Origin of the sequence: Variovorax terrae, assembly GCF_022809125.1 — a bacterium.
In the GTDB taxonomy this organism is placed as follows: Bacteria; Pseudomonadota; Gammaproteobacteria; order Burkholderiales; family Burkholderiaceae_C; genus Variovorax_A; species Variovorax_A terrae.
In genome coordinates, this window is the sequence record NZ_JALGBI010000001.1 from 195,487 (window position 1) to 213,313 (window position 17,827).

A 17,827-nucleotide genomic window follows, 5' to 3' on the forward strand; every position below is an offset into this window, starting at 1 on the left:
TAACCACATGGCGCGCTGGCCGCGCGCACATGCCTAGAATCTTTCGCCACACTACAGAAAGACCGGCTCCATGACGCAGGGACTGATCCGCATTCGCGGCGCGCGACAGCACAACCTCAAGAACCTCGATCTCGACATCCAAACCGGCGAGCTGACGGTGGTGACCGGCCCCAGCGGCTCGGGCAAGTCCAGCCTGGTGTTCGACACCCTCTACGCCGAGGGCCAGCGCCGCTACGTGGAGACTTTCTCGGCCTATGCGCGCCAGTTCCTCGACCGCATGGACAAGCCGGCGGTGGACAAGGTCGAGGGCGTGCCGCCGGCCATCGCCATCGACCAGACCAACCCGGTGCGCTCCTCGCGCTCCACGGTGGGCACGATGACCGAGCTCAACGACCACCTGAAGCTGCTGTTCGCGCGCGCCGGGCAACTGTTCGACCGCGAGACGGCCCGGCCGGTGCGCCACGATTCGCCGGATTCGATCCATGCCGAACTGGCGGCGCGGGCCGCCGCGCAAGGCGACCCGCGCCTGGTGGTGACCTTCCCGGTGGAGCTGCCGGGCAGCGCCACGCCCGAGGAAATCGAGCAATGGCTCTCGGCCAGCGGCTTCACGCGCGTGCAGGCCGAGCGCGAGGTGGCCACGCCGACCGGGCCGCGCAAGGTGCTCGACGTGATGGCCGACCGCTTCCGCATGGGCTCCACCGAGCGCGCCCGCGTGATCGAGGCCATCGAGACCGGCCTCAAGCGCGGCAGCGGCCGCTTGAGCGTCTATTGCCTGCGCGACGAGGGCGAGGCCGAGATCTGGAAATTCTCCACGGGCCTGCACTGCCCCGAGAGCGACCTGCGCTACACCGACCCGATCCCGTCGATGTTCTCGTTCAACTCGGCCGTGGGCGCCTGCGAGGCCTGCCGCGGCTTCGGCCGCGTGATCGGGGTGGACTGGGGCCTGGTCATTCCCAATGACAAGCTGACCTTGCGCGCCGGCGCCATCAAGACCATCCAGACGCCGGCCTGGAAGGAAGCGCAGGACGACCTGATGCGCCATGCCGAGACGGCCGGCATCCCGCGCGACACGCCCTGGAACAAGCTCACCGCCGACCAGAAGGCCTGGGTGCTGGACGGCACTGCGGGCTACAAGGAAGGCAACTGGAACAAGCAGTGGTACGGCATCAAGCGCTTCTTCGCCTACCTGGAAAGCAAGGCCTACAAGATGCACATCCGCGTGCTGCTGTCCAAGTACCGCAGCTACACGCCCTGCGAGACCTGTGGCGGCGCGCGCCTGAAGACCGAGAGCCTGCTGTGGCGCATCGGCTCGCGGGAAGCCGCGGACACGGTGCTGGAGCCGGGCCGCCGCTTCATGCCTGTGGGCGTGAAGTGGTCGCGCACCCAGCTCGAGGCCCTGCCGGGCCTGTGCCTGCACGACCTGATGCTGATGCCGATCGACCGGCTGCGCCGCTTCTTCGACCTCATGGGCCCCGATGCAGCGCACCAGGCCAATGACGGCGATGCGCAGGCGCTGAAGCTGCTGTTCGAGGAAATCACGACCCGCCTCAAGTACCTGTGCGATGTCGGCATCGGCTACCTCACGCTGGACCGGCAAAGCCGCACGCTCTCGGGCGGCGAGGTACAGCGCATCAACCTGACCACCGCGCTCGGCACCTCGCTGGTCAACACCCTGTTCGTGCTGGACGAGCCCAGCATCGGCCTGCACCCGCGCGACATGAACCGCATCACCGAGGCCATGCTGCGCCTGCGCGATGCCGGTAACACGCTGGTGGTGGTGGAGCACGACCCGGCCGTGATGCTGGCGGCCGACCGCGTCATCGACATGGGGCCGGGGCCGGGCGAGCGCGGCGGCGAGATCGTGTTCGACGGCGGCACCGACGCGCTGCGCCGCGCCGACACCCTGACCGGCGCCTATCTGGGCGGCCGCAAGCAGATCGGTATGGGCTTTCGGCGCATGGTCAGCGACAACACGCCGCGCCTGATCCTCGAAGGCGCGCGCGAGCACAACCTGCAGAACGTGACGGTCGAGTTCCCGCTGCAGCGCCTGGTCACCGTGACCGGCGTCAGCGGCTCGGGCAAGTCCTCCCTGATCCAGGACGTGCTGGCCCCGGCGCTGATGCGCCACTTCGGCAAGGCCACCGAATCGCCCGGCGCGCACGACCGCCTGCTGGGCGCCGACCATCTCAGCGAGGTGGTGTTCGTGGACCAGTCGCCGATCGGCAAGACGGCGCGCTCCAACCCGGTCAGCTACGTGGGCGCCTGGGACACGATCCGCGAAATCTTCGCCACCGCGCCGCTGTCGAAGCAGCGCAGCTACACCGCGAGCAAGTTCAGCTTCAACAGCGGCGACGGCCGCTGCCCGACCTGCGGCGGCTCGGGCTTCGAGCATGTGGAGATGCAGTTCCTGTCGGACGTCTACCTGCGTTGCCCCGATTGCGACGGCAAGCGCTACCGCCCCGAGATTCTGGAAATCACCATCGAACGCCAGCCGGTGGGCGCGCTGCGCCCGGTGGTGATGAACGTGGCCGACGTGCTGGACCTCACCGTCAGCGAAGCCGCCGCGATGTTCGCCAACGACCGCGACGTGATCCGCGCGTTGCAGCCCATCGTGGATGTGGGGCTGGAGTATGTGAAGCTGGGCCAGCCCGTGCCCACGCTGTCGGGCGGCGAGGCCCAGCGCCTCAAGCTCGCGGGTTTCCTGGCCGAGGCCGCGAAGACCGCGTCGGCCAGCCGGCAGCCGGTGGCCCGCAAGGGCGTGCTGTTCCTGTTCGACGAGCCGACCACCGGCCTGCATTTCGACGACATCGCCAAGCTCATGCGCGCCCTGCGCAAGCTGCTGGACGCGGGCCACTCGCTGGTGGTGATCGAGCACAACCTCGACGTGATCCGCGCCAGCGACTGGCTGATCGACCTCGGCCCCGAGGGCGGCGACGGCGGCGGCCTGGTGGTGGCCCAGGGCACGCCGGATGACGTGCGCCAGCATGCGAGCTCGCACACCGGCCAGGCCTTGCGCGAGTACGAGCAGGCGCTGGGCGCCGGCTCGCACACGGCTGCCGAAGGCGTGCCGCTGCAGACCCTGGTGCGCGCGCGTCGCGCCCGCACCGTGGCCGACGACGCGATCCAGATCGTCAACGCCAAGGAGCACAACCTCAAGAGCCTGTCGGTCAACATCCCGCGCGGCAAGTTCAGCGTGGTCACCGGCGTCAGCGGCTCGGGCAAGTCCACCCTGGCTTTCGACATCCTGTTCAATGAGGGCCAGCGCCGCTACCTGGAGTCGCTGAACGCCTATGCGCGCAGCATCGTGCAACCCGCGGGCCGGCCCGAGGTGGACGCGGTCTACGGCATCCCGCCCACGGTGGCGATCGAGCAGCGCCTGTCGCGCGGCGGGCGCAAGAGCACGGTGGGCACCACCACCGAGGTCTGGCACTTCCTGCGCCTGCTGTACGTCAAGCTCGGCGTGCAGCACTGCATCCACGACGGCGCGGCGGTGCAGCCGCAGACGCCCGACAGCATCGCGGCGCAGCTGCTGAAAAATTTCCGCGGCCAGCACATCGGCCTGCTGGCGCCGCTGGTGATGAACCGCAAGGGCGTCTACACCGAGCTGGCCGACTGGGCCCGCCCGCGCGGCTACACCCATCTGCGGGTGGATGGCAACTTCCTGCCCACCACGGGCTTCCCGCGCATCGACCGCTTCAAGGAGCACACCATCGAGCTGCCGGTGGCCAGCCTGGACGTGACGCCCGAGAACGAGGCCCTGCTGCGCGAGGCGCTGGCTACCGCGCTGGAGCATGGCAAGGGCGTGGTCCACGTGCTGAGCAACCTGGCCGGGCTGCGCGCCGCGATGATGGCGGGCGCGCCCACGGCGGCGCTCGGCACGCTGCAGGCCTTCTCCACCAAGCGCGCCTGCCCGGTCTGCGCCACCTCGTATGCGGAGCTGGACCCGCGCCTGTTCAGCTACAACAGCAAGCACGGCTGGTGCCCCGACTGCGTGGGCACCGGCGTCAAGCTCACGAAAGAGCAGCGCAAGGTGTTCGACGATTCGGTGCGCGACGACGACAGCAAGGGCCGCGAGCAGACCTTTGCCGAGCCCGAGGCCGAGGACGTCACCGATGCGGTCTGCCCCACCTGCCAGGGCTCGCGCCTGAACGCCACGGCGCGCGCGGTCCGGTTCGGTGCGCAGGCCGCCACCGGGCGCCACAGCGTGGGCATTGCCGACATCGCGGCCCAGTCGGTGGCCGACATCCGGACCTGGATCGGCACGCTCAAGCTCACGGGGCGCGAGTCCGACATCGCGCGCGACCTGGTGCCGGAGATCCGCAGCCGCCTCGAGTTCCTGGAAGAGGTGGGCCTCGGGTACCTCACGCTGGACCGCGGCGCGCCCACGCTCAGTGGCGGCGAGGCCCAGCGCATCCGGCTGGCCGCGCAGCTCGGCAGCAACCTGCAGGGCGTGTGCTACGTGCTGGACGAGCCCACCATCGGCCTGCATGCGCGCGACAACCGCATCCTGCTCAACGCCCTGCACAAGCTCGGCGACAAGGGCAACACCTTGGTGGTGGTGGAGCACGATGAGGACACCATCCGCCGCGCCGACCACATCATCGACATCGGCCCCAGCGCGGGCAAGCGCGGCGGCCGGCTGGTGGCCGAGGGCACGGCAGCCGACATCTCCGCGGCGGGCGACTCGGTCACCGGCCGCTACCTGCTGCACGCGATCCGCCACCCGCTGGCGGCGCGGCGCGAGGTCAGCAAAGACATGCCCCAGCTCACCCTGCGCGGCGCCAGCCTGCACAACCTTGCGAGCGTGGACGTGGACGTGCCGCTGCAGCGGCTGGTGGTGGTGACGGGCGTGTCGGGTTCCGGCAAGTCCACCCTGGCGCGCGACGTGCTGCTGCACAACGTGCAGGCGGTGGTGCAGCAGCGCAGCACCAAGGCCGGCCGCGATGCCGATGCCGCGGGCAAGCGCCCGGCCTGGGTTGGTTGCCAGTCGCTGGACGGCTACCAGGGCGTGGACCGCGTGCTCGAAGTGGACCAGACGCCGATCGGCAAGACGCCGCGCTCCTGCCCGGCCACCTATATCGGCTTCTGGGACGTGATCCGCAAGCTGTTCGCCGACACGCTGGAGGCGCGCGCACGCGGCTACGGCCCCGGCCGCTTCTCGTTCAACACCGGCGAGGGCCGCTGCCCAGGCTGCGAGGGGCAGGGCGTGCGCACCATCGAGATGAGCTTCCTGCCTGACGTGAAGGTGCCCTGCGAAACCTGCCACGGCGCGCGCTTCAACCCCGAGACGCTGGCCGTGACCTGGCGCGGCAAGAGCATCGGCGACGTGCTGCAGATGGAGATCGACGAGGCGGTGGCTTTCTTTGCCAGCATGCCCAACATCGCGCACCCGCTGCAGCTGATGAAGGACGTGGGCCTGGGCTACCTCACGCTGGGCCAGCCCTCGCCCACGCTCAGCGGCGGCGAGGCCCAGCGCATCAAGCTCGTGACCGAGCTCAGCAAGGTGCGCGACGACGTGACGCGGCGCGGCCAGAAGGCGCCGCACACGCTCTACGTGCTGGATGAGCCTACGGTGGGCCTGCACATGGCCGACGTGGAAAAGCTGATCCACGTGTTGCACCGCCTGGTGAACGGCGGCCACAGCGTGGTGGTGATCGAGCACGATCTCGACGTGATCGCCGAGGCCGACTGGGTCATCGACCTGGGGCCCGAAGGGGGCCGCGAAGGCGGCCGCGTGGTGGCCGCCGCCGCGCCGGAGCAGATGGTGCAGCTCGACAGCCACACGGGCCGCGCGCTGGCACCGGTGCTGCAGCGCGCGTGAGAGAAGCCGGGCAGCGCGGCGGTGTGGGAGGGCGGGTTGATAATCCGCCAAAACACACAACAGCAGGAACACGATGCCCTCTCGCCGCGCCGCCGACCCCAGCCCTCCAGACGCAGACAGCAGTGCTGCCCGAACCGCCATCCTCGCGGCGGCCCGCGCGGAGTTCTCCGCCAAGGGGCTGACCGGCGCGCGCGTCAACGAAATCGCGGCCCGCGCCGGGGTCAACAAGCAGTTGATCTACTACTACTTCGGCAGCAAGGAAGACCTGTACCGCACGGCGCTCGAGGTGGTCTACACCGAGATCCGGACCCAGGAGCGCAGCCTGAACCTGGGCGACATGAAGCCCGAGGAGGCCATGGCCACACTGATCGGCTTCTCGTTCGACTACCTCGCGCACCATCCGGATTTCATCGGCCTGCTCAACCACGAGAACGCCCAGGGCGCGCCGCACGTGCGCAGCTCCAGCGCCATCCGCGACACCAATTCGCCGCTGATCGAGCTGATCACCAAGACCCTGGCGCGCGGCATCCGGGCCAAGGTGTTCCGCCGTGGCGTCGATCCCGTGGAACTGTATGTCTCCGTGGCCGGCATGTCGTATTTCTTCTTCTCCAACCGGTTGACCCTGTCGTCGATCTTCGGGCGCGATCTCGAAGCCGCCGAAGCCGTCAGCGCCTACCGCCGGCATGTCGTTTCGTTCGCCATGGCCGGATTGCAGGCCTGAAAAATCCCCCAACGGGTGCGCGCGCGTCCATGCTGAAATACCCTTGCCTTAATTTTCAACCAAACGGTTGACACGGGATTTGGAACCCCATAAGCTCATCCCATCAAGTTTGAGAAACGGGGAATTCCATGCAAAGCAAGCAGTCCGGGAGCCCGGGGCACGGCAGCGTCGAGCTGCTGGACGTGGCCCGCCTGCCCGCCAGGTTCGAGTCGGTCGAGGCGCTGGAGGATTTTCTGTCGCGTCCCAGCCAGGCGCTGATCGACGATCTGGCGCAGGTGGACGGCGACATCATGATTCTCGGCGTGGCCGGCAAGATGGGCCCCACGCTCGCGCGCCTGGCCAAGAACGCCGCGCCGCACAAGCGCGTGATCGGCGTGGCGCGCTTCAGCGACGCCGCCGTGCGCCAGCGCCTGGAGAGCTGGGGCATCGAGACGATCGCCGCCGACCTGCTGGACCGGGCGGCCATCGAGGCCCTGCCGCGCGTGCCCAACATCATCTTCGCGGCCGGCCACAAGTTCGGCGCCAAGGACAACCAGGCGCTGACCTGGGCCATGAACACCCATGTGCCGGCCCTGGTGGCCGACACCTTCCGCACCTCGCGCATCGTCGGTTTTTCCACCGGCAACATCTATCCCCTCACGCCGGTGGGGCGCCAGGGCGCAAGCGAAAGCACGCCGCCTGCGCCGCTGGGCGAGTATGCGCAGTCGTGCATCGGCCGCGAGCGCATGTTCGAGTATTTCTCGTCCAAGCACGGCACACCGGGGCGCATCTTCCGCCTCAACTATGCGATCGACATGCGCTACGGCGTGCTGTTCGACATCGCCTCCAAGGTGCACCGGGGCGAGACCGTGGACGTGACCATGGGCCATGTGAATGTGATCTGGCAGGGCGACGCGAATGCCCAGGTGCTGCGCAGCCTGCGCCACTGCACAACACCGCCCACGCCGGTGAACTGCACCGGTCCTGAGACCATTTCGGTGCGCTGGCTGGTGCGCGAATTCGCGGCGCGCCTGGGCGTGCCGGCGCAGATCAGCGGCCAGGAGGCGGCCACCGCCCTGCTGTCGGACACCACGCTGGCGGGCAAGCTGTTCGGCTATCCGCTGGTGCCGCTCGGCGCCATGCTCGACTGGGTGGCCGACTGGGTCAAGCGCGAGCAGCCCGTGTTCAACAAGCCGACCAAGTTCGAGGTCCGGGATGGTGATTTCTGAGGCGCTGACTCCGGTCGCCCTCGGCCCGGACGATGTGCCGGGCGGCCTCGCGCTGTCGGATGCGGCGGGCTGGAACCAGACGGCCGACGACTGGCGGCTGTTCGTCAGCCAGGGGCGGGTCTTCGGCTGCCGCGACGGCGCGGGCCGGCTGGTGGCCACCGCGGCGGCGCTGCCCTATGCCGGCGGCATGGGCTGGGTCGCCATGGTGCTGGTGGCGCAGGAGTGGCGCCACCAGGGTCTGGCCACCGCGCTGATGAAGCGCTGCGTGGCGTACCTGCAATCGGTGTCCGTGACCCCGGTGCTGGACGCCACGCCGGCCGGGGCCCCGGCCTATGAGCGCCTGGGCTTCGAGGCGGGTTTCGAGCTGGCGCGCTGGGACGGGCTGGCCCCGGCGGCGGCGCCCGTCTCGCCGCCGGTGCGGGAGGCGGCAAGGGACGATCTGGCTGCCATCCGGCGGCTCGATGCCGAAGCCTCCGGCTGCGACCGCCACCTGCTGCTGGCCGACTTTCTGCGGCGCGACGGCAGCCGCGCCTGGATGACGCAGGACGGGGCCGGTTTCGTCATCGCGCGCCAGGGCCTTCGCGCCACGCAGCTGGGGCCGCTGGTGGCCGCGGACGAGGCATCGGCGCTGGCGCTGCTGCAGACCGCGCTGACAAACCTGCGCGGCCGCGTGTTTCTCGATCTGCCCGAGCGCTGGACCACGCTGGTGGCCTGGCTGGCGCAGAACGGCTTTGCCCGCCAGCGGCCCTTCGCGCGCATGGCGCTCGGGCCCGCTCCCATTGCATCCGTCCACGACCGGCTGTTCGTTCTGGCGGGTCCTGAATTTGGCTGAACCATGAACCTCACCTCCGAACACATCCAACACACACGCGCGCTGCTGCAGCAGGGCCTGGCGATCCCGGCGCACCCGCTCGCGCTCAACGCACAGCGCCAGCTCGACGTGCGCCGCCAGCGCGCGCTCAGCCGCTACTACCTCGATGCCGGCGTGGGCGGCCTGGCCGTGGGCGTGCACACCACGCAGTTCGCGATCCGCGAAGTCGGCCTCTATGAAGAGGTGCTGCGCCTGGCCATGGAGGAGGCGCGCGGCTGGGTGGCGCCGTCGCGCCAGCTGGTGATGGTGGCGGGGGTCTGCGGCCGCACGGCGCAGGCGCTCGCCGAGGCGCGGCTGGCCCGCACGCTGGGCTACCACGCGGGGCTGCTGAGCCTGGCCGCCATGAAAGGGCAGAGCGAAGACGACCTGATCGCGCATTGCGAGGCCGTGTCGCGGGAGATTCCGCTGATCGGCTTCTACCTGCAGCCGGCCGTCGGCGGCATGAACCTCAGCGCTGCATTCTGGGCCCGCTTTGCCGCCATTGAGAACGTGGTGGCGATCAAGGTGGCGCCGTTTCACCGCTACCGCACGCTCGACGTGGTGCACGGCGTGGTGCAGGCGCGCGCCGAAGACCGCGTGACGCTCTACACCGGCAATGACGACCACATCGTGCTCGACCTCCTGACGCCCTTCACCGTGATGCGCGAGGGCCAGCCGGTGACCGTGCGCTTTCGCGGCGGCCTGCTTGGCCACTGGTCGGTCTGGACCTCGGGTGCGGTGCGCCTGCTGGAGCAATGCAAGGCGGCGGCCCGCGAGCCGGCCGTCACGGCCGAGATGCTGGCGCTGGACAGCCGCGTCACCGATTGCAACAGCGCGTTCTTCGACGTCGCCAATGATTTCCATGGCTGCATCGCCGGCTGCCACGAGGTGCTGCGCCGCCAGGGCCTGCTGGAAGGCGTCTGGTGCCTCGATCCAGATGAGGGCTTGAGCCCGGGGCAGATGGAAGAGATCGACCGCGTGTACGCGCAGCACGGCGATCTGGCCGACGACGCCTTCGTGGCGGCCGGCCTGAGCCGCTGGCTGGCATGAAGGAGCGCAGGCCATGAACAGCAAGATCGTCAAGTGGATCGTGCACTACCTGCCTGCCGTGGGCCTGTTCGCGGGCTTCATCCTGCTGTGGCAGCTCGCGGTCTCGGTGTTCGGCATCCGCGAGTACCTGCTGCCCAGCCCCTACGCGGTGCTGCAGGCGATGGTCAGCAACGAGATCCCCTGGCTCAGCCACACTTGGATCACGGCAGTCGAAATCCTGGGCGCCTTCGTGCTGGCCGGGGTTGCCGGCGTGGTGCTGGGCATGGCCATTGCGTGGTCGCCCGGCATCTCGCGGGCGCTGACGCCGTTCCTGGTGTTCGTGAACACCCTGCCCAAGGTGGCGATCGCGCCGCTGTTCCTGATGTGGCTGGGCTTCGGCATCCTGCCCAACATGCTGATCGGCGCGCTGATCGGCTTCTTCCCCGTGGTCATCAACACCGCCGTGGGCCTGACCCAGATCGACCAGGACCTGGTGGACCTGGGCCGCGTGTTCAGCGCGCCCAAGTGGAAGGTGTTCATGAAGATCCGCATTCCCAACGCCTATCCCTACATCCTGAGCGCGCTCAAGGTCACCGCCACGTCCGCGGTGGTGGGCGCCGTGGTGGGCGAGTTCGTGGCCTCCCAGAAGGGCCTGGGCTACGTGATCATCACCACGCAGAGCAGCATGAACACGCCGGCCGCGTTCGCCGCGCTGGTGTGGATCTCGGTGCTGGGCCTGCTGCTGTATGGCCTGGTCGCCGTCCTGTCCCGCCTGCTTGCGCCCTGGGCGGAAGAGGCGCCGCGCTGAAAGCCTGACCGTTCCCCCATCCCGTTCACCGAAAGGAAAGCACCATGACTCCCAGGATCGCCGTTCCCGTTGCCGCCGCCTGTGCGGCGCTTCTCGCGCTGATGCCGGCCGCTGCCTCCGCGCAGGCCAAGGAGAAGTTCACCTTCGCCCTCAACTGGTTTGCCGTGGGCGACCACGCCGCCTACTGGGTGGCGCTGGACAAGGGCTACTACGCCCAGCGCGGGCTGGATGTGACGCTGGAAAATTCCAAGGGTTCGGGCGACTCCATCGCCAAGGTCGACACCGGCCGCGCCGACGCCGGGCTGGCCGACGCGGTGCCCATCATCTCGGCCGCCTCGCGCGGCGCCCGGGTGAAGATGGTGGGCATGGTGTTCGACAAGACGCCGATGACCTTTTTCAGCCACGCCGACAAGCCGCTGCTCAAGCCCAAGGACCTCGAGGGCAAGACCGTCGCCGCGCCTCCAGGCGACAGCCAGCGCCTGGCCTTTCCGGCCTTCGCGCGCCTGAACCAGATCGACCCGACCAAGGTGACCTGGGTCAACATCGAGCCCACCGCCAAGGTGGCTTCGATCGCCGAGAAGCGCGTGGACGGCGTGGCCGACTACACCACCGGCCAGCCGTTCTACGACAAGGCCATGGGCCCGGGCAAGGCCGTGCGGCTGCAGTGGGCCGACTATGGCTTCGACCTGTACGCCATGTCCATCATGGCCGGCGAGAAGACCATGGCCGACAGGCCCAAGCAGCTGAAGGCCTTCCTCGAAGCCTCCTACATGGGCTGGCGCGACGTGATGGCCAACCCGAAGGAAGCGCTGGCGATCTTCAAGAAGCGCGTGCCCGAGATCGACGTGGCCATCATCGAGGCCAACATGATGATGGGCTTCGACCTGATGCGCACCAAGAACTACGCCGACAACGGCATCGGCTGGATCGACGAGAAGAAGATGTGCGCCTCCACCGAGATCGTGAACACCTACATGGGCCTGCCCAAGAAGGTGGATTGCAAGACGGTGTTCAGCACGGAGTTCTTCACCAAGGTGGCCATGCCGCTGGCCGTCAAGTAGGCGCCATACGCCGCCATCCCACAGCAACCCAGGAAACCGAAGTGAGCAGTGCAGCAGCAACACAGGAAGAGGCGCCCGGCGGCCGCACCCTGATCGAGGTCGACCACGCGGGAATGATCTACCAGGCCGACAGCGGCCCGGTGGAAGCGCTGCGCGACATTTCCCTCCGGATCCTCGAAGGCGAGTTCGTGGCGCTGGTCGGGCCCAGCGGCTGCGGCAAGTCCACGCTGATGCGCGCCATCGCCGGGCTGCGCCCCGTGACCAGCGGCCGCATCCTGGTGGACGGCGTGCCGGTCGAAAAGCCGATCCCGAAAGTCGGCATGGTGTTCCAGGCCGCCCTGCTGCTCAAGTGGCGCTCGGTGCTGGACAACGTGCTGCTGCCGGTGGAGCTGTCCGGCGGCAACCCCGCGCAGTACCGCGAGCGCGCGCTCGCGCTGCTCAGGATGGTGGGCCTGGGCGACTTCGCCGCCAAGCGGCCCGGCGAACTCTCGGGCGGCATGCAGCAGCGCGCCTCGCTGTGCCGCGCCCTCATCATGGACCCGCCGATCCTGCTGATGGACGAGCCGTTCGGCGCGCTCGACGCCATGACGCGCGACGAGATGAACATCGAGCTCCTGCGCATCTGGGGCGAGAGCAGCACGGGCGGCCAGCGCAAGACCATCGTGTTCGTGACCCATTCGATTCCCGAGGCCGTGTTCCTGGCCGACCGCGTGGTCGTCATGTCGCCGCGTCCCGGCCGCGTGTCCAACATCCGCACGGTGGAGATCCCGCGCCCCCGGTCGGCTGAAACGCGGGCCGATCCGGAGCTCGGCCGCCTGTCCTTCGAGCTCTACACCGAACTCTCGGGCGCCACCGGCCGGCGCGAAACGCGCAGCGGCCCGCAGTGGTGATCCGGCCGCGCCGCTGAAGGACCGGCCCTGTGCGCATCGCCCTGTGCAACGAGGTGCTGGCGCCGCTGCCGTTCGCCCGGCAGTGCGAAGTGGCGGCCGCGCTCGGCTACCAGGGGCTGGAGGTGGCGCCCTTCACGCTGGGCGAGATGCCGCAGCACCTGTCGGCCGTGCGGCGCACCGGCCTGCGCCGCGCGGCGCAGGACGCGGGCATCGCGGTGTCGGGCCTGCACTGGCTGCTGCGCCAGCCGGCGGATCTCTCCATCACCTCGCCCGATGCCGCGGTGCGCGCCCGCACGCTCGACACCATGCGCCGCCAGATCGAACTGTGCGCCGACCTCGGCGGCTCGGTGCTGGTGCATGGCTCGCCCGCGCAGCGGCGCCTGCCGCCGGGCGGGGAGGCCGCGGCGCGCCAGCGCGGCATCGAGGCCTTCGCCGCCGTGGCGGCCCACGCGCAGGCCGCGGGCGTCACCTACTGCATCGAACCGCTGGCACCGCCCGAGGCCGATTTCATCCACACCGTGGCGGAGGCTGCCGCCATCGTGCAGGCCATCGGCCAGCCCGGCCTGCGCACCATGCTCGATTGCTGCGCCGCCGCGCGCGCGGAAGCCGAGCCGGTGCCTGCGGTGCTGGCGCGCTGGCTGCCCACGGGCCTGCTGGCCCATGTGCAGGTGAACGACCCCAATCTGCGCGGCCCCGGCCAGGGCAGCCTCGGCTTCGCGGCCATTCTTCGCATGCTGCGCCAGCACGGCTATGCCGGCTGGGTGGCGGTGGAGCCCTTCGACTACCACCCCGATGGCCCCGCGGCTGCCGCGCGCGCCATCGGCTACCTCCACGGCCTGCTGGAGGCCCTTGACTGAACGACCGCCCATGTCCGTTGCCCCCCGCCTGAAAGTCTTGTCGATCGAACGGTTCGAGTCGCCCTACCGGCTGCGCCTGCCGTTTCGCTTCGGCGTCATCACCGTGACGGAAGGCCGCCAGGCCATCGTGCGCGTGCGCGTGCGCCGCGAGGACGGCCGCGAGGGCACGGGCTACGCCGCCGAGGCGCTGGGCGCCAAGTGGTTCGACAAGAACCCGGCGCTGTCCGATGCGCAGAACCACGACCAGCTGCGCCGCGCGCTGGAGCTGGCCGGCGAGGCCTATGGCGTGGCGCCCTGGCTCAGCGCCTTCGACCTGTACGCCCACCACTACCGCGAACTGCTGGAGGCCGGCGCCGCTTGCGGCCTGAACCCGCTGGTGGCCAGCTACGGCCCGGCGCTGCTGGACCGCGCCGTGCTCGACGCGCTGTGCCGCATCGAGGGCCTGAGCTTCGGGCAGGCCCTGCAGCACAACCTGCCCGGCCTGCGCGCGCATGCCATCGCCCCCGATCTGCAGGACTTCGCGCTGGCGCCCTTTTTGCGCGGCCTCGCGCCCTCGGCCGTGATCGCGGTGCGCCACACCGTGGGCCTGCTCGACCCGATCGTGGCGGCCGACCAGATGGGCGGCACGCGCGTCAACGACGGCCTGCCCGAGACCCTGGAGGAGGTTGTGGCGGCCTACGGCAACCGCTACTTCAAGCTCAAGGTGTCGGGCCAGGCCGAGGCCGACCTGGAGCGCCTCTGCCGCATCGCCTCCGTGCTCGACCGGCTGGCCGAGCCCTACGTCGTCACGCTCGACGGCAACGAGCAGTACGAGGACGCCGAGGCCATCGCCGCGCTATGGGGCCGCATGGCCGCCGAGCCGGCGCTGCAGCGACTGTGCGCCTCGACGCTGCTGATCGAGCAGCCGATCAAGCGGCAAATGGCGCTGGCGCAGCCGGTGGCGGCGCTGGCGCGCCACAAGCCCGTCATCATCGACGAGTCCGACGGCGACCTCGAGGCCTTTCCCCGCGCGCGCGCGCTGGGCTACACCGGCGTCTCGTCCAAGGCCTGCAAGGGCTTCTACAAGTCGATCCTGAACCTGGCGCGCTGCCGGGTGTGGAACCAGGCCGCGGGCCGCGAGACGTACTTCATGTCGGCCGAGGACCTGACCACGCAGCCCGGCCTCTCGGTGCAGCAGGACCTCGCGCTGGTGAGCCTGCTCGGCATCACGCATGTGGAGCGCAACGCCCACCACTTCATCGACGGCTTCAACGGCCGCCCCGAGGCGGAGGCAGATGCCTATCTGGCGGCGCACCCGGACCTCTACCACCGCCAGGGCGGGCGGGTGCGCCTGCGCATCACGCGCGGGCAACTGGCGCTCGGCTCCCTGGCCTGCGCGGGCTTCGGCTCCGCGGTGGAGCCGCACCTGGCGGGCACCGCGCCCATGCCGCTTGCCGACTGGCCCCCCACCCCGAAGGAGACCGCATGAACGACTACGAACACCACGACGGCCTGGGGCTGGCGCGCCTGGTGCAGCAGGGCGAGGTGACGCCGCAGGAGCTGCTGGAGGCTGCCCTGGCGCGCATCGCGCAGCACAACCCGCAACTCAACGCCGTGGTCACGCCCCTGTACGACGCCGCGCGCGCCGAGATCGCGCGCGGCCTGCCGCCGGGGCCGTTTCAGGGCGTGCCCTTCCTCGTCAAGGAACTCGTGGCGTCGGTGGCGGGCGCGGCCACCACCTCGTCGTCGCGCCTGTACGCGAAGCAGATGCCGGCGGCGGACAGCGAAATCGTGGCGCGCCTGCGCCGCGCCGGGCTGGTGATCGCCGGCAAGACCAACTCGCCCGAGTTCGGCCTCTCGCCCACCACCGAATCGCTGCTGTACGGCATCACGTGCAACCCCTGGCGCACCGACCTGTCGCCCGGCGGCTCCAGCGGCGGCGCGGCGGCGGCCGTGGCCTCGGGCATGGTGCCGCTGGCCCATGCCACCGACGGCGGCGGCTCGATCCGCATCCCGGCCTCGTGCTGCGGCCTGTTCGGCCTGAAGCCCACGCGGGCCCGCATCACCGCCGGCCCCGAGGGCGGCGAGGGCCTGAACGGCCTGGCGCACCAGCATGTGGTGAGCCGCAGCGTGCGCGACAGCGCCGCGCTGCTCGATGCGGTGGCCGGGCCGATGCCGGGCGACCCCTACATGGCGGTGCCGCCCGAGCGGCCCTACCTGGACGAAGTGGGCCGCGCGCCCGGGCGCCTGCGCATCGCCTACGCGAAGACCGCGCCCACCGGCGTGCCGCTGGACGCCGCCTGCGTGGCGGCCGTGGAAGATGCCGCGCGCCTGTGCGAGCAACTGGGCCATGAGGTGGAAGAAGCCTCACCCGACTACGACGCGCAGGCGGTGGAGCGCGGCTTTGAAATGGTGTTCGCCGCCAACACCACGGCCAACATCGCGCGCGCCACGGGCGGCGCCCTGCCCGGCCAGGGCCTGGTGGAGCCGATGACCCAGGCGCTGGCCGAGCTGGGCCGCGGCTACGGCGCGGCCGAGTACATCCTCAACCTGCAGTCGCTGCAGCGCCAGGCGCGCCGCATCGCGGGCTTCTTCGGCCGCTACGACATCTGGCTCACGCCGACGCTGGCGCAGACGCCGCGCCCGATCGGCTACTTCGGCATCGAGTCGAGCGACGTGCGGGCCTGGCTGGCCAAGCTGGCGGCCTACCTGCCGTTCACCTATCCGTTCAACATCACGGGCCAGCCCGCGGCCTCGGTGCCGCTGTACTGGACGGCCGACGGCCTGCCCATCGGCTGCCAGTTCGCGGCGCGCTATGGCGAGGAGGGGCTGCTGCTGCGCCTGTGCGCGCAACTCGAAGCGGCGCGGCCGTGGTTCGGGCGGCGCCCTCCGATGAGCGGCCTGCATGGACACTGAAGAGGTTGACCTGCTGGTCATCGGCGGCGGCGTGGCGGGGCTCACGGCGGCGCTGGTGGCGGCCATCGAGGGCCTGCGCGTGCTGGTGTGCGAGAAGAGCGACCAGCTCGGCGGCACGGCCGCCACCTCAGCCGGCACGGTGTGGATTCCCGGCAGCAGCCAGAGCCGGCAGGCCGGGCTGGCCGATCCGCTGGAGCAGGCGCGCCGCTACCTGGCGGCCGAGATCGACACCGACAGCGGCGCCGAGCTGCGCGAGGCCTTCCTTGCCACCGGCCCGCGGGTGCTGGACTACCTGGCGCAGCATTCCTGCGTGGAGTTCGTGCCCGCCGTGCGCCATCCCGACTACCACGACCGGCATGCCGGCGCGGCCATCGGCGGCCGCGCGCTGGTGGCCCGCGCCTTCGACGGGCGCCTGCTGGGCCGCGACTTTGCGCGGCTGCGCCCGCCGATGCGCAGCATGATGGTGCTGGGCGGCATGTCGGTCAGCAAGGACGACCTCGCGCCGCTGCTCAGGCCCTTCGCCTCGCGCGCCGCGCTGCGCCATGTGCTGGCCCTGCTGGGCCGCCATGCGAGGGACCGGCTGCGCCACCCGCGCGGCACGCGGCTGGTGATGGGCAACGCGCTGATCGCCCGCCTGCTGTACAGCCTCCGGCAGCGCGGCGTGGCGGTGCGCACCGGCGTGGCCGTGCAGGCGCTGCACCAGGAAGCCGGCGCCGTGACGGGCGCCACGCTGTCGCAGGAGGGCCGCGACGTTCATGTGCAGGCGCGCCGCGGCGTGGTGCTGGCCTGCGGCGGCTTCGGGCATGGGGCCGCCTGGCGCCAGCGCTTTCTGCCGGCGCCGGGGCAGACGCACTCGCTGATGTTCGAGGGCAACACGGGCGACGGCCTGCGGCTGGCGGAATCGGTCGGCGCCGCGATCGACGACATCGGGCACAGCACGCCGGCGTTCTGGACGCCGGTCTCGGTGCTGCGGCACGCCGACGGCACGCGCCAGATGTTTCCGCATTTCGCGCTGGACCGGGCCAAGCCGGGCCTGATCGCGGTGGATGCGCGCGGGCAGCGCTTCGTCAACGAGGGCGACTCGTACCACGACTTCGTGCTGGCCATGCTGCGCGCCCCGGGCGAGGCGCCCGCCGTGCCGGCGCACCTGGTCTGCGACGCCGGCTTCCTGCGCCGCTACGGGCTGGGCCTGGTGCGCCCCGGCGCCTGGCGCCTGCAGCCGTTCCTGCGCGCCGGCTACCTGCACCGCGCGCCGACGCTGGCCGCGCTGGCGGCTGGCCTGGGCATCGACCCCGCCGGGCTGCAGGCCACGGTGGCGCGCCACAACCGCTTTGCGCAGACCGGCGTGGACGAGGACTTTGGCAAGGGCACGAGCGAGCTCAACCGCTTCAACGGCGATGCCGGCCACGGGCCCAACCCCTGCCTGGGCCCGATCGCCGCGCCGCCGTTCTACGCGGTGACGGTGTGGCCGGGCGACGCCGGCATGAGCGTGGGCCTGCGCACCGACGAGGATGCGCGGGTGCAGGGGCTGGACGGCCAGCCGATCACGGGGCTGTACGCCTGCGGCGCCGACATGGGCTCGATCATGCGCGGGCGCTACCCGGGCCCCGGCGTCACGCTGGGGCCGGCCCTGGTGTTTGCCTGGCGCGCCGTGATGCACGCGCTGCAGCAAAGGCCCGGCTGACGG

The 17,827-nt window shown here is 70.5% G+C and carries 12 protein-coding genes; all 12 read left to right on the top strand.

Features of this window, described 5'->3' with window-relative positions; translation table 11 throughout:
- The first annotated feature begins 70 nt into the window (after positions 1–70).
- Complete coding sequence (uvrA, locus tag MMF98_RS00910) at positions 71–5,821, top strand: excinuclease ABC subunit UvrA (protein ID WP_243303109.1); 5,751 nt, start codon at positions 71–73, stop codon at positions 5,819–5,821.
- A gap of 73 nt (positions 5,822–5,894) precedes the next feature.
- Complete coding sequence (locus tag MMF98_RS00915; RefSeq protein ID WP_243303111.1) at positions 5,895–6,542, top strand: TetR/AcrR family transcriptional regulator; 648 nt, start codon at positions 5,895–5,897, stop codon at positions 6,540–6,542.
- 128 nt (positions 6,543–6,670) lie between these two features.
- A complete protein-coding gene (locus MMF98_RS00920; protein WP_243303113.1) occupies positions 6,671–7,750 on the top strand; it encodes an NAD-dependent epimerase/dehydratase family protein in 1,080 nt (359 codons plus the stop codon).
- Positions 7,737–8,582, top strand: coding sequence for a GNAT family N-acetyltransferase (locus MMF98_RS00925; protein ID WP_243303120.1), 846 nt, complete (start codon positions 7,737–7,739; stop codon positions 8,580–8,582). The genes MMF98_RS00920 and MMF98_RS00925 overlap by 14 nt, the downstream gene beginning before the upstream one ends.
- Before the next feature lie 3 nt (positions 8,583–8,585).
- The gene (locus tag MMF98_RS00930) at positions 8,586–9,650 is read left to right on the top strand and encodes a dihydrodipicolinate synthase family protein (RefSeq protein WP_243303121.1); all 1,065 of its coding nucleotides are present in this window, start codon (positions 8,586–8,588) and stop codon (positions 9,648–9,650) included.
- 13 nt (positions 9,651–9,663) lie between these two features.
- Positions 9,664–10,437 carry an ABC transporter permease gene (locus tag MMF98_RS00935; RefSeq protein ID WP_243303122.1) on the top strand — a complete coding sequence of 258 codons (774 nt, stop codon included), beginning with the start codon at positions 9,664–9,666 and terminating at the stop codon, positions 10,435–10,437.
- Between the two features lie 44 nt (positions 10,438–10,481).
- Positions 10,482–11,498 carry an ABC transporter substrate-binding protein gene (locus MMF98_RS00940; RefSeq protein WP_243303123.1) on the top strand — a complete coding sequence of 339 codons (1,017 nt, stop codon included), beginning with the start codon at positions 10,482–10,484 and terminating at the stop codon, positions 11,496–11,498.
- 113 nt (positions 11,499–11,611) lie between these two features.
- Positions 11,612–12,388, top strand: coding sequence for an ABC transporter ATP-binding protein (locus MMF98_RS00945; protein ID WP_279343582.1), 777 nt, complete (start codon positions 11,612–11,614; stop codon positions 12,386–12,388).
- 29 nt (positions 12,389–12,417) lie between these two features.
- The gene (locus tag MMF98_RS00950; protein WP_243303126.1) at positions 12,418–13,245 is read left to right on the top strand and encodes a sugar phosphate isomerase/epimerase family protein; all 828 of its coding nucleotides are present in this window, start codon (positions 12,418–12,420) and stop codon (positions 13,243–13,245) included.
- Positions 13,246–13,255: 10 nt separating this feature from the next.
- On the top strand, positions 13,256–14,713 hold the full coding sequence (locus MMF98_RS00955) for an enolase-like domain-containing protein (RefSeq protein WP_243303128.1): 1,458 nt from the start codon (positions 13,256–13,258) through the stop codon (positions 14,711–14,713).
- Entirely contained in the window at positions 14,710–16,140 is a 1,431-nt protein-coding gene (locus MMF98_RS00960) for an amidase (protein ID WP_243303131.1), read from the top strand. Before MMF98_RS00955 ends, MMF98_RS00960 begins: the two co-directional genes overlap by 4 nt.
- Positions 16,130–17,824: an FAD-dependent oxidoreductase gene (locus tag MMF98_RS00965; RefSeq protein ID WP_243303133.1), complete on the top strand. Its 1,695-nt coding sequence runs from the start codon at positions 16,130–16,132 to the stop codon at positions 17,822–17,824. The genes MMF98_RS00960 and MMF98_RS00965 overlap by 11 nt, the downstream gene beginning before the upstream one ends.
- The last annotated feature ends 3 nt before the right edge of the window (positions 17,825–17,827 follow it).

Excerpts from the sequence above, each read along its gene's own strand:
- MMF98_RS00920 (WP_243303113.1), top strand. The coding sequence starts at position 6,671 with ATGCAAAGCAAGCAGTCCGGGAGCCCGGGGCACGGCAGCGTCGAGCTG.
- MMF98_RS00955 (WP_243303128.1), top strand. The coding sequence starts at position 13,256 with ATGTCCGTTGCCCCCCGCCTGAAAGTCTTGTCGATCGAACGGTTCGAG.
- MMF98_RS00930 (WP_243303121.1), top strand. The coding sequence starts at position 8,586 with ATGAACCTCACCTCCGAACACATCCAACACACACGCGCGCTGCTGCAG.
- MMF98_RS00935 (WP_243303122.1), top strand. The coding sequence starts at position 9,664 with ATGAACAGCAAGATCGTCAAGTGGATCGTGCACTACCTGCCTGCCGTG.
- uvrA (WP_243303109.1), top strand. The coding sequence starts at position 71 with ATGACGCAGGGACTGATCCGCATTCGCGGCGCGCGACAGCACAACCTC.
- MMF98_RS00965 (WP_243303133.1), top strand. The coding sequence starts at position 16,130 with ATGGACACTGAAGAGGTTGACCTGCTGGTCATCGGCGGCGGCGTGGCG.
- MMF98_RS00940 (WP_243303123.1), top strand. The coding sequence starts at position 10,482 with ATGACTCCCAGGATCGCCGTTCCCGTTGCCGCCGCCTGTGCGGCGCTT.
- MMF98_RS00945 (WP_279343582.1), top strand. The coding sequence starts at position 11,612 with ATGATCTACCAGGCCGACAGCGGCCCGGTGGAAGCGCTGCGCGACATT.
- MMF98_RS00960 (WP_243303131.1), top strand. The coding sequence starts at position 14,710 with ATGAACGACTACGAACACCACGACGGCCTGGGGCTGGCGCGCCTGGTG.
- MMF98_RS00925 (WP_243303120.1), top strand. The coding sequence starts at position 7,737 with ATGGTGATTTCTGAGGCGCTGACTCCGGTCGCCCTCGGCCCGGACGAT.
- MMF98_RS00915 (WP_243303111.1), top strand. The coding sequence starts at position 5,895 with ATGCCCTCTCGCCGCGCCGCCGACCCCAGCCCTCCAGACGCAGACAGC.